Origin of the sequence: Variovorax paradoxus (genome assembly GCA_016806145.1) — a bacterium.
In the GTDB taxonomy this organism is placed as follows: Bacteria; Pseudomonadota; Gammaproteobacteria; order Burkholderiales; family Burkholderiaceae_C; genus Variovorax.
Map to the genome: position 1 here is coordinate 3,425,041 of CP063166.1, position 13,992 is coordinate 3,439,032.

General features: G+C 72.2%; 11 protein-coding genes and 1 pseudogene. 3 read left to right on the forward strand and 9 right to left on the reverse strand.

The window, feature by feature from the left end; all coding sequences use genetic code 11:
* Window positions 1–4: 4 nt before the first annotated feature.
* From INQ48_16110 to INQ48_16120, 3 genes are all read right to left on the reverse strand, one after another.
* Window positions 5–244, reverse strand: coding sequence for a hypothetical protein (locus INQ48_16110; GenBank protein ID QRF54965.1), 240 nt, complete (start codon window positions 242–244; stop codon window positions 5–7).
* A 114-nt stretch (window positions 245–358) separates the two neighbouring features.
* Entirely contained in the window at window positions 359–982 is a 624-nt protein-coding gene (locus INQ48_16115) for a pyridoxamine 5'-phosphate oxidase family protein (GenBank protein QRF54966.1), read from the reverse strand.
* Complete coding sequence (locus INQ48_16120) at window positions 979–2,181, reverse strand: MFS transporter (GenBank protein ID QRF54967.1); 1,203 nt, start codon at window positions 2,179–2,181, stop codon at window positions 979–981. The genes INQ48_16115 and INQ48_16120 overlap by 4 nt, the downstream gene beginning before the upstream one ends.
* A 78-nt stretch (window positions 2,182–2,259) precedes the next feature.
* Between INQ48_16120 and INQ48_16125 the strand changes: the two genes are divergently transcribed.
* Together INQ48_16125 and INQ48_16130 are read left to right on the forward strand one after the other, a co-directional pair.
* Entirely contained in the window at window positions 2,260–3,159 is a 900-nt protein-coding gene (locus tag INQ48_16125; GenBank protein QRF54968.1) for a LysR family transcriptional regulator, read from the forward strand.
* A gap of 141 nt (window positions 3,160–3,300) precedes the next feature.
* Window positions 3,301–4,536 (forward strand): MFS transporter, encoded by a 1,236-nt coding sequence (locus INQ48_16130; GenBank protein ID QRF54969.1) that lies wholly within the window; start codon window positions 3,301–3,303, stop codon window positions 4,534–4,536.
* Here INQ48_16130 and INQ48_16135 read toward each other — a convergent pair.
* Complete coding sequence (locus INQ48_16135; GenBank protein QRF54970.1) at window positions 4,529–4,927, reverse strand: hypothetical protein; 399 nt, start codon at window positions 4,925–4,927, stop codon at window positions 4,529–4,531. The two genes, INQ48_16130 and INQ48_16135, sit on opposite strands and share 8 nt — an antisense overlap.
* Before the next feature lie 98 nt (window positions 4,928–5,025).
* The gene (locus INQ48_16140; protein ID QRF54971.1) at window positions 5,026–6,705 is read right to left on the reverse strand and encodes a M24 family metallopeptidase; all 1,680 of its coding nucleotides are present in this window, start codon (window positions 6,703–6,705) and stop codon (window positions 5,026–5,028) included.
* Between the two features lie 82 nt (window positions 6,706–6,787).
* Here INQ48_16140 and INQ48_16145 point away from each other — a divergent pair, with 82 nt between their 5' ends.
* A complete protein-coding gene (locus tag INQ48_16145) occupies window positions 6,788–8,275 on the forward strand; it encodes a PLP-dependent aminotransferase family protein (protein QRF60755.1) in 1,488 nt (495 codons plus the stop codon).
* Here INQ48_16145 and INQ48_16150 read toward each other — a convergent pair.
* The 4 genes and pseudogenes from INQ48_16150 to INQ48_16165 form a co-directional block, all read right to left on the reverse strand.
* Complete coding sequence (locus INQ48_16150; GenBank protein QRF54972.1) at window positions 8,272–8,847, reverse strand: methylated-DNA--[protein]-cysteine S-methyltransferase; 576 nt, start codon at window positions 8,845–8,847, stop codon at window positions 8,272–8,274. The two genes, INQ48_16145 and INQ48_16150, sit on opposite strands and share 4 nt — an antisense overlap.
* Window positions 8,844–10,068: pseudogene (locus tag INQ48_16155) on the reverse strand (YbfB/YjiJ family MFS transporter). Before INQ48_16155 ends, INQ48_16150 begins: the two are co-directional and overlap by 4 nt.
* A 71-nt stretch (window positions 10,069–10,139) precedes the next feature.
* The gene (locus INQ48_16160) at window positions 10,140–13,211 is read right to left on the reverse strand and encodes an FAD-binding protein (GenBank protein QRF54973.1); all 3,072 of its coding nucleotides are present in this window, start codon (window positions 13,209–13,211) and stop codon (window positions 10,140–10,142) included.
* A gap of 31 nt (window positions 13,212–13,242) precedes the next feature.
* Complete coding sequence (locus INQ48_16165) at window positions 13,243–13,950, reverse strand: GntR family transcriptional regulator (protein QRF54974.1); 708 nt, start codon at window positions 13,948–13,950, stop codon at window positions 13,243–13,245.
* Between the last annotated feature and the right edge of the window lie 42 nt (window positions 13,951–13,992).

Below are 13,992 nucleotides of genomic sequence, written 5' to 3' on the forward strand. Positions count from 1 at the left end.
GCGCTCAGGGTCCGGCGCGCACCGCCGCGCCGGCCAGGGTCGCCGCCCCCGCGGCCTTGGCCGCCTCGAGCTCGCGCCAGGCCTCCCAGCACGCCTTCGAGCAGCAGGGCCACCAGCCCAGCGGCCCGACCACCGCCACCTCGCCGCAGCCGTTGCCGCACCAGCGCAGCACGAAGGACCTGGAACGGCGGCGCGGCGCGGCGGGCGGCTGCAGGGATTGGAACGGGGACGTAGCGGGGTGCATGGCGGGCGGGGCTTTCTTCGCTGTCTTCGAGGATCGGAACGGGACCGACCTCCTGAAGACGAACGACGGGCCCCGAACCCTCAATCTCCGGCGAAATATTTTTTGCCGCGCCTTTCAGTACAGCGTGGCCTTCTGCCGCGCCGGCAGCTCGCGGTCGTAGCTCGCGCCGTCGAAGGCGGCATCGGTCAGCGCCGACAGGATCGCGCCGGGCGTGGGCACGTCGGGCCGCGCCTCGTCGGGCCGCGGCGCCCACAGCCGCGAACGCTGGATCGCACGCGCACACTGGAAGAACACGGTGTCCACGGCGATCTCGATCACGCACTGCGGCGCCTTGCCCTCCACCGCGAAGCGCGCGAGCAGCGCGGGATCGGCCGTGATCCGCGCGCGGCCGTTGACGCGCAGGGTCTCGCCCACGCCCGGGATCAGGAACAGCAGCGCCACGCGCGGATCGGCCACGATGTTGCGCAGGCTGTCGATGCGGTTGTTGCCGCGGCGCTCGGGCATCCACAGCGTCTTCTCGTCCTTCACCGCCACGAAGCCCGGCGGGTCGCCGCGCGGCGAGGCATCGAGGCCGTCCGGCCCGAGGGTGGCGAGCACGGCGAACGGCGAGGCCTCGATCAGCGCCCGGTAGGACGGATGCAGCCAGTCGATCTCCTTCTTGAGCGAGGCTTCGCCGGGCTGGCCGAACAGGGCCTGGAGCTGGGCCAGGGTCTGGATCGCGTGCGGGTCGTGGGTCATGACGGTCGATGGTGAAGGGAATCCGGGGAGGCCTCGAGTTTCGCGGCACTGCGCCCGCAGGCGATGGCCATGCCGGCCAGCAGCGCCGCCGCCACGCCGTAGACCCAGGCCGACGAGGCAATGGGCAGCAGCAGCCCGGCCAGCACCGGCCCGGCCCCCGCGCCGATGTCGCGCCAGGTCGAGCGCGCGGCCAGCGCCTGCACGCGCTCGGGTCCGGGCGTGCGGTGCGCGACGATGGGCGCGATCAGCGGCAGCTGCAGCGCGCGCAGCACCACGATCAGCGCCGCGCAGCTCCAGAGCCAGCCCAGGCCGAAGCCCACGAGCGCGAGCGCGGTGATGAGCGACAGGCTCACCAGCAGGCGTTCGGCGCCGAAGCGCTCGGCCATGCGGCCGCCCACGGGACTGAGCGCGATCTCCGAGAGATAGCGCAGCGCCATCAGCAGGCCGGCCACCACCACCGCGGCGCCCGGCAGCAGGTCCTTGCCGAGGTACGAGAGGCCGACGATGAACAGGCCGTCGAGCGCCAGCCCTTCCATGAAGGACCAGCCGTCGAGGCTGTTCGGCCGCTGGAAGCGCTTGCCCGCCACCGCGACCGGATGCGGTGCCGCCGGCAGCCGGCGCGCGGCCAGCAGCCCGAGCAGCGCCACCGCGGCCAGCAGCCAGAAGATGGTGCGCGGCCCGCTCCAGTGCGCAAGCACCGCGCCCAGCGGCAGCGCCACCACCGGACCGAGCGCGATGAAGGCGCGCGAGCGACCGCTGCGGCGCGCGGCGCCCACGGGGTCGGCGGTGGCCAGCGCCTGCGTCGAAAGGTTGAAGGCCGCGAAGCACAGGCCCCAGACCAGCCGCAGCGGCAGCAGCAACCACAGCCCCGAGAGCGTGGCATAGCCGAGGCAGCACAGCACCGCGCCCGCGACGGCCAGCGTGCAGGTGCGGCGGTCGCCGTGGCGCGCATAGAAGTCGGCCACCCAGCCATAGCCGGCGATGCGCACCAGCCGGTTGGCCGCGAGCAGCAGCCCCGCCTCGGCGAGCGTGACGCCGAACTGCGCGGCATACATCGGCAGCAGCAGGTAGAGCACCACGTCGCCCGGCAGCGCGAGCCCGAGCGAGAGCGCGGCGTGGCGGGAGTCGCGGTCGGTGGTGGAGACGGAGGCCGCGAGAGTGGCGGGGACGGAAGCGGAGCGGCGGGAAGAAGATGACATCGAGCCCGCATCGTGCGCCCGCGAAGGCCGCGCCGACAAACGACATTAACGCGCCGCATGCGTGACAAAATCGCACGCATGCCGTCCCGCGAGCCTCCCCTGAACGCCGTGCGCGCCTTCGCGGCCGCGGCGCGCCACCTGAGCTTCACGCGCGCGGCGCACGAACTGCACGTCACCCACAGCGCGATCAGCCGCCAGATCAAGGGCCTCGAAGCCTTCCTCGGCGTGGCGCTGTTCGAGCGCCGCATCCGCCAGGTCGCGCTGACCGCCGAGGGCCAGCAGTTCTTCGCCGAGGTCGAGCCCGCGCTGGCGCAGATCGGCGCCGCCGCGCGTGCCTTGCAGGCGCAGGGCGCGGCGCGCACGGTACGCATCAACGTGCGGCCCTCGTTCGCGGTGCGCTGGCTGATCCCGCGCCTGCCCTCCTTCGTCGAGCGCCATCCGGACATCGAGCCGCAGGTGGTCACGAGCACCGTGATGCCCGAGCAGGTGGCCGACAGCTTCGACATCGCGGTGCGCCGCGGGCTCGAGGGCTGGCCGGGCGCGATCGCGGTGCAGCCCTTCCTCGAGGACGAGGTGCTGGTGGTCGGCGCGCCCGCGCTGTTCAAGGCCCATCCGCTGCGCGACCTGCGCGCGCTGGCCGCGCACGTGCAGCTGTCGGCGCGCACGCGCAAGGAGGACTGGGAGGCCTGGAAGAAGCAGGTCGGCGCGCCGCGCGTGCGGCCGGCCGGGCGGCTGCAGTTCGACCACCTGCACTTCGTGCTGCAGGCGGCGGTCGACGGCCTGGGCATCGCGCTCGCGCCGACCTCGCTGGTGTCGCACGACCTGGCCTCGGGCCGGCTGCACTCGCCGCTGCCCGCGCTGCGCATGCGGCTCGAGCGCTACTACTACGGGCTTGCGCCGGGCGCGGCGCCCGAGGCGCGGCAGGTGGCGGACTGGTTCGAGGACATGCTGCTGGCGCAGCAGGCCGGCGCGGGCTGATCGACGGAGCGGAAGGCGGACGGCCGAACGCAGAGGGCGCGAAGGTTTCGCGAAAGTCGCGGAAGGACTTCCAGAAGGAGTCTGTTTTTGCGGGTCCGTTTTTGGCCAGCCCGATGCGGGGCGGTCCACGAACATCGCCTCATGCCCTCCACCCTGCCCCGCCCCTTTCTCCACCTGGCCCATGCCAACCTCGCGGCGCAGTCGGCCGAGCAGCTCGGCCTGGCCGCGGTGCCGCTGGTCGCGGTGATGGCCTATGGCGCGGGCGCCGCCGAGACCGGGCTGCTCGCGGCCGTGCAGACCCTGCCCTTCCTGCTGCTCGCGATGCCGCTGGGCCTGCTCGCCGACCGCATGCCGCGCCGGCGCCTGATGCTGCGCGCCGAAGTGCTGCGCGCGCTGTCGCTCCTGCTGATGCTCGCCGTGCTGGCGGCGCCGTGGTCGGCGCGCATGGGCATCGCGGGCATGGCGCTGCTGGGGTTCATCGGCGCGATCGGCACCGTGGCCTTCAGCGTCGCGGCCCCGGCGCTGGTGCCCGAACTCGTGCCGCGCGACGCGTTGGCGCGCGCCAATGGCCGCATCGAGCTGGCGCGCAGCGCGGCCTTCGCGGCCGGCCCCGCCGTGGCGGGCGCGCTCGTGGCCTGGACCGGCGCGGGCGCGGCCTTCGTGCTGGCGGCGGCGCTGTCGGCCGCGGCCGTGGCCCTGCTGTGGACGCTCCCCGAGCCGGCGCGCCGCATGCCCGCCGCGCGCCATCCGTGGACCGAGCTGCGCGAAGGCGCGCGCTTCGTGTTGCGCCATGCCTGGCTGCGGCCGATGCTGCTGACCGGCGCCATCTTCAACATCGCCTGGTTCGTGCTGCAGGCCGGCTATGTGCCGCACGCGGTGCGCGCGCTCGGCCTCGGCGCGCGGGGCGTGGGACTCACGCTCGCGATGTATGGCGCGGGCATGGTCGCGGGCGCGCTGCTCACGCCGCGCATCGCGGCGCGCATGAGGTCGGGCAGTGCGATCCGCGTCGGGCCGTTCAGCGCGGTGCTGGCCGCGGCGTTGATGGCGTCGACATTGCATTGGCCCAGCGCCGCGCTCGCGGCCTCCTCGCTGTTCGTGTTCGGCGCCGGGCCGATGGTGTGGACCATCAGCTCGACCACCTTGCGCCAGGGCGTGACACCCGCGGGCATGCTGGGCCGCGTCTCGGCCGTGTTCCTCACGGTGAATGCCGGCGCGCGGCCCGTGGGTGCCGCCCTTGGCGCGGCGGCCGGCGCGCTGTGGGGCGAGGCCGGGTGCCTGCTGCTCGCGCTCGCGGGCTTCGTGCTGCAGGCGGCGGTCATCGCGCTCGCGAAGCTCGATGCCGCACCCTCGGATGCGGCGCTGCGCAGCCCTACTTGAGCGTCGACCAGACCATCGCGCGGCAGCCCGGCTGGTTGGCGGGCGGCAGCAGGTCGCAGTTGCGCAGCGCCTGGCGCTGGTTGTCGTTCATGCGGTCGTAGCGATCGCGGTCCCGGTCGCGTTCGCGCTCCCAGCCGCCGCCACCGCCGCCATAGCGGCGCGGGTCTTGCGAGCGGCGGCGCGATTCGATGTCCTGCAGGTTGTCGCGGTCCTGGCGCGAGAGGTTCTCGTTCTGCAGGCAGCGCGCATAGGCCGGGCTCTCGGGGCGGAAGCCATAGGCCATGCAGTTCTGTTCGTCGCGCATGCGCTGCTCGCGCGCATGCTCGCCGGGCGTCACGCAGCCCGCGAGCAGCGTGCCCGCGGCAACGGCCACGAGCGCGAGGCGCGGCACGGAAGAATGGAAGGTGCGAAGAAGAAAAAGCGGTCGGGGGTCGATACGGTTCACAGTCATTGCCGAACTCTAGGTCGCAGAGTTAGGAATGATCTGAATCAATTCTTAAGAAGCACGTCCTCGAAGAAGGCGCCGATCGGCCGTTCGAGGTCGCGCACCTGGACCTCGAGCACCCAGATGCCGTCGCCCGGAACGAAGTCGGCCTCGGCCAGGCGGTGCTTGCCGTAGAGCGCATGCGGGAAGTCCGAGACCCGGTGGCCGGCCGTCTCGCGCACCAGTGCGCAGCCATGCGTGCCTGCAAGCTCGCTCGCGAAATCGTAGAGCGCGGCGCCGCTCAGTCCACGCCGCCAAGCCTCCTGCGCGCGTTCGAAGATGTCGCGCGCCGCGCGCGTGACGCGCGCGTGGTCGGCATCGGCGCCGCGAACGAAGGTATCGCCGTAGTCGCCCTCGTAGCCATCCCAGACCGGACCCAGGTCGACGGTGTAGACGTCGTCCTCGCGCAGGCGCCGCTGGCGATCGACCGGCTCGCGCGAGGTGCGCTGCGTGTCGGGCCCGAAGCGCACATAGGTCGGATGCCAGTTGTAGGCGGCGCCGAGCCGGCGCAGATGTCGGTCGGCGACCGCGATCGCCTCGCCCGTGGTCATGCCCGGTTCGATCAGCGCGGCGATCTGCGGCAGCGCCTCCATCGAGCGGCGGCGCGCTTCGAGGATGCCGTCGCGCGTGAACGTGGCGCCCACCTTCTCCCAGGGATGGCGCGCGACCTGCTTGGTGCTCGGCAAAAACACCTCGGAGACGAAGCGCGCCTTCGGCAGCCCCTCGGCCTGCAGCAGCGCGCGCGCGTCGCGCACCATGGCCGGGTTGCCGCAGGCATAGACGATGGTCCGCGCCCAGTCGTGCGCGGCCCTCGATGCCGCGTGCTGCACATGCTGTTTGACCTCCACGCGCGAAGACGGCACCGCGGTCCAGCGAAAGCCCGCGTGCGCCCGTGCCATCTCGTCGAGCCATTCGGCCGCATAGCAGTCGCGGGCCTCTGCCACGCCCCAGTAGAGCGACACCGTGCGGAACGCGCCGCTCGCGAGCGCCGTCTGCAGGATCGGCCGAACGCCCGCGAAGCCGGTGCCGGTGGCCAGCAGCACGAGGTGCTCGATCCCGTCGGCGGGTGCCTGCCAGACGAAGGCGCCGTGGGGCCCTTCGAGCTCGAGCAGGTCCGCGGGTCGAAGCGCCGCGAGACGCTGCTCGGTGAACAGGCCGCCCGGCATGCGGCGGATATGGAACTCGAGCCGGTTCGCTTCGCCCTCTTCCGACGGCCGGTTGGCGATCGAGAAGCTGCGGCGCTCGCCCTCCTCGAGCACGAACTGCGCATGCTGCCCCGGCGCGCAGCGAAAGGGCTCGGCGCTCTGCAGCTCGACCACGAGCCGCGTGACCTTGGCCGTGAGCGGTTCGCAGACCAGCACCTTCGCCGAATGCCGCGATGGCGCGAGCGCCGGCGCGCTCCAGTGCGCGAAGCGCAGCCGCAGGTCGCTGGTGGCGCGGCACTGGCACATCAGCAGCTCGCCCGCGTCGACCTGGTAGGCCGCCTCCGAAGGCGGCGCGATGCGCTCGACGCTGCCCTCGAGCAGCTGCGCGCGGCACGAACCGCACTCGCCGCGCTTGCACGAGAACGGCACGGCCACGCCCCGCGCCAGCGCCGCGTCGAGCAGGCTGCCCGCGTCGTCGAGGGGGAATCGCGGGCCGTCGGGCGCGAGGGTGCAGAAGAAATGCGTGGGGTTCGTCGTCATGGGGAGCTTCGTGGGTGGAATGCCTTGGACGCGAATCTAAATAGAATGTGGCCTTTCCTGTAGATCCATTCTGGAGAAAACGATAAGGCCACTTTCCAGCACCCCGCAGGCCCGGCGCACGCCATCGAGCCTCGATCTCGCGACCGAACCGCCGCGCGAGGGCGAGGCCAAGCAGGCCTGGATCTACCGCCAGATCCGCGCGCGCATCCTCGACGGCGCGCTGGCCAAGGGCGCGCGCCTGCCCTCGACCCGGCAGCTCGCGCAGCGCTGGCAGGTGTCGCGCGTGACCGTCGATGCGGCCTACGACCAGTTGCGCAGCGAGGGCTACCTGGTCAGCCGGGCCGGATCGGGCACCTATGTGGCGGCGCAGGTGCCCGACCGCTTCCTCGAGGCCGGCGAGGTGAAGCGGCGGCCGGCCGTGCCACGTTCCCGGCCCGCCTGGAAGACCGACATGGCGCCGCTCGCGGCCACCGAGGCCTACCAGGCCTTCATGGCACGCGTGGCCGATCCGTCTCTGTTCCCGCTCGATCTCTGGCGCCGCACCTTGCAGGCCAGCGCGCGGCGCGTGACCGCGGCGCAACTGGCCGACGACGATCCCTTCGGGCTGCTGGCGTTGCGCGAGCAGATCGCCCGCTACCTCGGGGTGGCGCGCGGCATCGCCTGCGAGGCCGAACGCATCGTGGTCGTCTCGGGCATCCGCGAAGGGCTCGACCTCTGCGCGCGGCTGCTGCTCGCGCCCGGCGACAAGGTGCTGCTCGAGGACCCCGGCTACCTGCATGCCGCGCCGATTTTCGGCCAGCACGGGCGGCAGGCGGTTCCCGTGCCCATCGATGCCGAGGGCTTCCCGGTCGCGCATGCACGCGAACATGCCGATGCGCGGCTCGCGCATCTCACGCCCGCGCACCAGTCGCCCAGCGGCATCACGATGCCGGTATCGCGCCGGCTCGAGCTGCTGTCGTGGGCCGAGGCCTCGCAGGCCTGGCTGGTCGAGGACGACTACGACAGCGAATTCAGCTACGACAGCGCCCCGCTGCCCGCCCTCAAGAGCCTCGATGCGGCCGACCGCGTGATCCATTGCGGCAGCTTCAACAAGACCCTGTTCGGCGCGCTGCGCATCGGCTACATGGTGCTGCCGCGCGCGCTGGTCGCCGACTTCCGCCGCGCCCGCCACATCGCCGGGCGCTCCACCGGCGTGATCGAGCAGATGGCGCTGGCGCGCTTCCTCGAGAGCGGCGACTTCGCGCGCCATGTGCGGCGCGCGCGCATGGTCTATGCGCGGCGCCGCGACCTCGTGCTCGGCGGCCTGCGCGCCGCGCTCGAGCCCGCGCGGCTGCATGTGACCGGGGAACACGCGGGCTTCCACCTCGTGTGGTGGCTGCCGCCGGACATGGCGCTGGCGCCGTTCCTGCGCGCGGCCGCGCAGCGCGGACTGCGCTTCCAGGCGATCTCGGATTTCTGCCGGCGCAAGGACCTGCCACCAGGGCTTGTGATCGGATACACGGCGATGGACGACGCGGCGCTGCGCCGGCACGTAGACGAGCTGCGGCGGCTGATCGCCGAGTCGCGCTAGAACAACGACGCCATCCCGTTGGGCCGCGCGCCCTCGATGTCGAGCATCCTGAGCTTGGTCAGCGCCCCGCCTCCGGCCGAGAAGCCGCCGGGCTTGTTGCCGGCCGCGAGCACGCGGTGGCACGGCACCACCGGCGCGAAGGGATTGAGGCCCATGGCCTGGCCCACTGCGCGCGCCAGCGTCTTGTCGCCCAGTTCCTCGGCGATCTCGCCGTAGGTGCGCGTGTGGCCCGGCGGAATGCGCCGCGCGAGCTCGTAGACGCGCCGATGGAAATCGGACAGGCCGCGCATGTCGAGCGCGATGTCGCGCAGGTCGTCGTGCGCGCCCTCGAGCAGGGCCTGCACCGCCGCGATCGCGCGTCGCGCCTCGGCATTCGGCTCGGCTTCGGGCAGCTCGGGAAAGCGCTGCCGCATGCGCCTGAGCGCGGGCTGGAGCGTGGGGTCGTCCTGCGGCAACTGCACGCCGACCAGCCCCCGCGGACCCCAGGCGATGCCGCAGACACCGAGCGCGGTGTCGAACACGGCGAAGCCGGGCACGGCGGCCTCGTCGGCGAGCGCAAGCGCCTCGTTCATGCGGGCTCCAGCGCATGCTGGCGCGAAGCCAGCACGGCGCCGAGCCACAGCGCGATCGCCGACCCCACGAGGCCGCGCGCCAGCCCGCCCGGTCCGTCGGAGATCCAGCCGGTGATGGTCGGGCCCACGATCTGGCCGAAGGCGAACACGATGGTGAAGACGCTGATGCCCTGCGCCCAGCGCGAGGACGGCAGGTTGTGGCGCACCAGCGCGGTGGTCGAGGCCACCACCGAGAGGAACACGCCGCCGAACAGCAGCCCAGAGACCAGCGCGACGGGCGCCGACGCACTGAGCACCGGCAGCAAGGTCGCCACGCCCAACAGCCCGTTGAGCAGCGCCTGCGGCTGGCCGCCCCGGTAGCGATCGAGCAGCCCGGCCCACAGCCGCGACGAGGCGATGCAGGCGATGCCCAGCAGCGAATAGAACAGCGTGACGAAGCCCGCGCTGGCGCCCTGCTCGCGCAGCAGCGCGATCACGAAGGTCATGTAGCCGATGTAGCCGATGCCGAAGAAGGCATAGCCCGCGAGCGCCCAGCCGAAGCGCCGCAGCGCGACCGGCGCGCCGGGTGCGGCACCGGGCGCCGCGGCGGCGGGCCGCGGGCGCGGGTCGATCGGGCAGCGCGCGGCCGGCCCAGGCCAGCAGCACGGTCGCGACGCCGCTGGCCACTGCCAGCGCCCACCAGGCCCAGGCCCAGCCATGCGGTTCGCCCGCGGCGGCCTGCAGCACCTGCGGCACGAGCAGCGCCGAGGCCAGGATGCCGAAGCCGGTGCCGCCGTAGTAGATGCCCAGCAGCAGGCCGCCGCGCGAGGCATCGGCCTCGCCGAGCCGCGCGGCCATCAGGCCGCCGGCCACGAACACCCAGGCGCTCGCGATGCCCGCGAGCAGCCGTTGCAGCAGCAGCGCGGGCGCCGCGGTGACGAAGCCGCTGCCGGCCATGAACAGGCTCGCGAGCACCGCGCCCACCACCAGCAGCCGGCTCACGCCGAAGCGCCGCATCAGCGCCGGCGTGACCAGCGCGCCCACCAGGTAGCCGACCGCGTTGGCGGTGTTCATGCCGCCCGCGAGCGCATAGCTCCAGCCGAGGTCGTCGCGCATCGGCGGCAGCAGCAGCGCATAGGCGAAGCGCGTGATGCCGAGCGAGACGGCCGCGCCCATCGACAGGGCGAAGGCCAGCCGCAAGGTGGGCGGCACGGGGGCGGAGGAAGTCAGGGTGGTCGACATCGGGCGGTGCGCGGGGATGCACCATTTTGCGGCAGGCCGCGCCGCCGCGCTGTCGCGCGTGAATCGGCCGCTCAGTGCACGCCGGCTTCCGCGTGAAGCAGGTGCCGCTCGAGCAGCACCGCCACGTGCACCGCCTCGCGCTGCGCGCCATCGGCGATCTGGTGCCGGCAGCTCGTGCCGTCGGCCACCACGATGGCGCCGGGCTTGGCGCGAATCGCGGGCAACAGGCTGGCCTCGGCCATGCGCATCGAGACCTCGTAGTGGCTGGCCTCGTAGCCGAAGCTGCCCGCCATGCCGCAGCACGAGCTCTCGATCAGTTCGGGCGCGGCGCCCGGGATCAGCTTCAGCACCTCGAGCACCGGGCTCACCGCGCCGAAGGCCTTCTGGTGGCAGTGGCCGTGCAGCAGGATCGGCGCCTCGGCCGGCTTGAGCGCGAGCTCGAAGCGCCCGGCGCGGACCTCGCGCGCGACGAACTCCTCGAACAGCAGCGCCTGCTTCGCCACGGTCTCGGCCTTCTCGCCGAAGCCCATCACCAGCGTTTCGTCGCGCAGCGTGAGCAGGCACGAGGGCTCCAGGCCCACCACCGGCACGCCCGCGCGCGCCAGCGGCAGCAAGGCATCGATCAGGGCCTCGGCCTTGCGCTTGGCTTCGTCGACCATGCCGCTGGCCAGATAGGTGCGGCCGCAGCAATGGTGCGCGCCGCGCTTCTCGACCGTGTGCAGCACATAGCCCGCGGCCTGCAACACGCGCGCGGCCGCGAGCGCGTTCTCGCTCTCGAAGGTGCCGTTGAAGGTGTCGACGAACAGCACCGCGGCCTTGCCGCCGCGCCGCGCGATCGCCAGCACGGTGTCACGGTCGGCGAACAGGCCGGGCTCGCCGTCCTTGGCGCGCCAGAAGGTGTCGCTGCGCCAGGCCGGCAGCGAGCGCCTGGCCGAGAAGCCCAGCAGCTTCTCGCCGAGCCAGGCGGCCCCCGGCACGCTGTTGCGCAGGTTCAGGAGCCACGGCAGCCGGCTCGCGCGGTGGGCGTAGTCGGGCAACTGCGCCACCAGCCGGTCCTTGAGCGTGTGGCCGTGGCGCCGCTTGTAGTGGGCCATGAACTCGATCTTCATCTTCGCCATGTCCACGCCGGTCGGGCAGTCGCGCTTGCAGCCCTTGCAGCCCACGCACAGGTCCATGGTCTCGTGCAGGGCCTCGCCGGTGAAGGCATCGGGGCCGAGCTGGCCCGACAGCGCCAGCCGCAGCGTGTTGGCGCGGCCGCGCGTGAGGTGCTGCTCGTCGCGCGTGACGCGGTAGCTCGGGCACATGGTGCCGGCGTCGAACTTGCGGCAGTGGCCGTTGTTGTTGCACATCTCGACCGCCTTGGCCAGGCCGCCGGTGCTGTCGCCGCCGGTGCCGGGCGCGGAGGTCTGCTCGGTCACCGGGTCGGCATTCACGTTCCAGGCCGACCAGTCGAGCACCGGCTTGAGCTCGATGCGGCGATAGGGTTTCGGCGCGGTCGGCGGCGCGAAGCGGAACAGCGCGCCGTCGTCCATGCGCGGCGGGTCGATGATCTTGCCGGGGTTGAACAGGCCGATGGGATCGAGCTTGTGCTTGATCGCGCGGAAGGCCTCGTTGATCGCGGGCCCGAACTGCCACTCGATCCATTCGCCGCGGCACAGGCCGTCGCCGTGCTCGCCGCTGAAGGCGCCCTTGTACTTGCGCACCAGCGCCGAGGCCTCCTCGGCGATGGCACGCATCTTGGTGCCGCCATCGGCGCGCATGTCGAGGATCGGCCGCACGTGCAGGGTGCCGACCGAGGCATGCGCATACCAGGTGCCGCGCGAGCCGTGGCGCGCGAACACCTCGGTCAGCGCGTCGGTGTATTCGGCCAGGTGCGCTAGCGGCACGGCGCAGTCCTCGATGAAGCTCACCGGCTTGCCGTCGCCCTTGAGGCTCATCATGATGTTGAGACCGGCCTTGCGCACCTCCCAGAGGTTCTTCTGGCGCGCCTCGTCGGGCATCTCGACCACGCTGCCCGGCAGGCCCAGGTCGCCCATCAGTTCCACCAGTCGAGCCAGCGCCTGCAGCAGCGGCGCCTTCTCGGCACCCGAGAACTCCACCAGCAGGATCGCGGCCGGCTTGCCGATCAGCGCGGTCTGCACCGTGGGCTTGAAGGCCGGGTTCGCGAGGCTCAGCTCGATCATCGTGCGGTCGACCAGCTCGACCGCGGTGGGCCCGAGCTTGACGATGTGCTGCGCGGCATCCATGGCCGCATGGAAGGTCGGGAAGTTGACGATGCCCAGCACCTTGGCGCGCGGCAGCGGCGCCAGCTTGAGCGTGAGGCTGCGCGTGTAGGCCAGCGTGCCCTCGGCGCCGATCAGCAGGTGCGCGAGGTTCACGCTGCCGTCGGCCGTGTAGGGCTTCTCGCTCTGGTTGTCGAAGATGTCGAGGTTGTAGCCGGCCACGCGGCGCATCACCTTGGGCCAGTTCGCCGCGATCGCCTCGCGGTGCTGGCGCGCGAGGCCGCGCACGAACTGCGCGATGCCCGCGGCGCGCACGCCCAGCGAGCCCACGGGCCCGAAGTCCACCAGCTCGCCGCTCGACAGCCAGGCGCTCGCGCCGAGCACGTTGTGCACCATGTTGCCGTAGGCGATGGAGCGCGAGCCGCAGGAGTTGTTGCCGGCCATGCCGCCCAGGGTGGCCTGGGCGCTGGTCGACACGTCGACCGGATACCAGAGGCCGTGCGGCTTGAGCTGCGCGTTGAGGTGGTCGAGCACCAGCCCGGGCTCGACGGTGGCGGTGCCCGCTTCGAGGTCCAGGTCGAGCACGCGCCGGAAATGCTTGCTGTTGTCGATCACCAGCGCCGCGCCCGTGGTCTGGCCGCACTGGCTGGTGCCGCCGCCGCGCGCGAGCACCGGCACCTTGAGGTCGCGCGCCACGTCGATGGCGGTGGCGATGTCGCGCTCGGTCGTCGGCACGAAGGCGCCGACCGGCGTGATCTGGTAGATCGAGGCGTCGGTGGCGTAGCGCCCGCGCGAACCCGCGTCGAACAGCACCTGCCCTTGCGTCTCGGCGCGCAGGCGGCGCGCGAGCGCCTCGCAGGTGTCGTTGGGCGGCAGGACGGTTCCGGCGGGCTGGATGCGGCTGGCGGGTTCGATGAGCATCGTGGGTTTTCTTCTTTGGGGGGAAGCGCGCTCAGGGCGCCTTGGAACGGGTCTTCTTCGCGGGCGGATAGATCTCGCCCTCGCGCAGCAGCTCGAGCACGGTGTCGCGCTTGCGCAGCACGTGCGCGACCAGCACCTTGCGCATGGCGGCGGCATCGCGCGCGGCCAGCGCCTCGATCATCTGTTCGTGCTCGGCCACCGCGTTCTTCCACTTGGCCTCGTTCTGGTTGGTGCGAAAGCGCAGCGACTGCACGCGCGCATTGATCGAGCGGTAGGTGTTCGACAGCACCGGATTGCCCGCGGCCTCGTTGATCGCCGAATGGATGCGCGCATTGAGCCGGTAGTAGCCAGAGAGGTCGTGCCGCGCGTAGCAGGCCAGCATCTCGTAGTGCAGCGCGCGCACCTCGGACAGCTGTTCCTCGGTGATGCGGCGCGCCGCCAGCTCGCCCGACATGCCCTCGAGCATCGACAGCACCTCGAAGGTGTCGATCACGTCGGCCTCGGTGAGCTTGACGGCCACCGCGCCGCGGTTGGGCAGCAGGTCGACCAGGCCCTCGGCCGCGAGCAGCTTGATCGCCTCGCGCAGCGGCGTGCGCGAGACGCGCAGCTGCAGGCAGAGCTCGCGCTCGTTGAGCTTGGCGCCCGGCGCGATCAGGCCTTCGACCAGCATGGTGCGCAGCCGCGCCGCGACCTGGTCGTGCAGCGAGAGACGGGAGATTTCGATGATTTCGGCGGTCATGGGATGCGTTCTTGGGGCCTCGTGATTGCATTTTGAATGCAA

Coding starts and splice junctions, on each gene's coding strand:
- INQ48_16125 (QRF54968.1), top strand. CDS start 2,260: ATGCCGTCCCGCGAGCCTCCCCTGAACGCCGTGCGCGCCTTCGCGGCC.
- INQ48_16160 (QRF54973.1), bottom strand. CDS start 13,211: ATGCTCATCGAACCCGCCAGCCGCATCCAGCCCGCCGGAACCGTCCTG.
- INQ48_16110 (QRF54965.1), bottom strand. CDS start 244: ATGCACCCCGCTACGTCCCCGTTCCAATCCCTGCAGCCGCCCGCCGCG.
- INQ48_16115 (QRF54966.1), bottom strand. CDS start 982: ATGACCCACGACCCGCACGCGATCCAGACCCTGGCCCAGCTCCAGGCC.
- INQ48_16140 (QRF54971.1), bottom strand. CDS start 6,705: ATGACGACGAACCCCACGCATTTCTTCTGCACCCTCGCGCCCGACGGC.
- INQ48_16165 (QRF54974.1), bottom strand. CDS start 13,950: ATGACCGCCGAAATCATCGAAATCTCCCGTCTCTCGCTGCACGACCAG.
- INQ48_16120 (QRF54967.1), bottom strand. CDS start 2,181: ATGTCATCTTCTTCCCGCCGCTCCGCTTCCGTCCCCGCCACTCTCGCG.
- INQ48_16150 (QRF54972.1), bottom strand. CDS start 8,847: ATGAACGAGGCGCTTGCGCTCGCCGACGAGGCCGCCGTGCCCGGCTTC.
- INQ48_16130 (QRF54969.1), top strand. CDS start 3,301: ATGCCCTCCACCCTGCCCCGCCCCTTTCTCCACCTGGCCCATGCCAAC.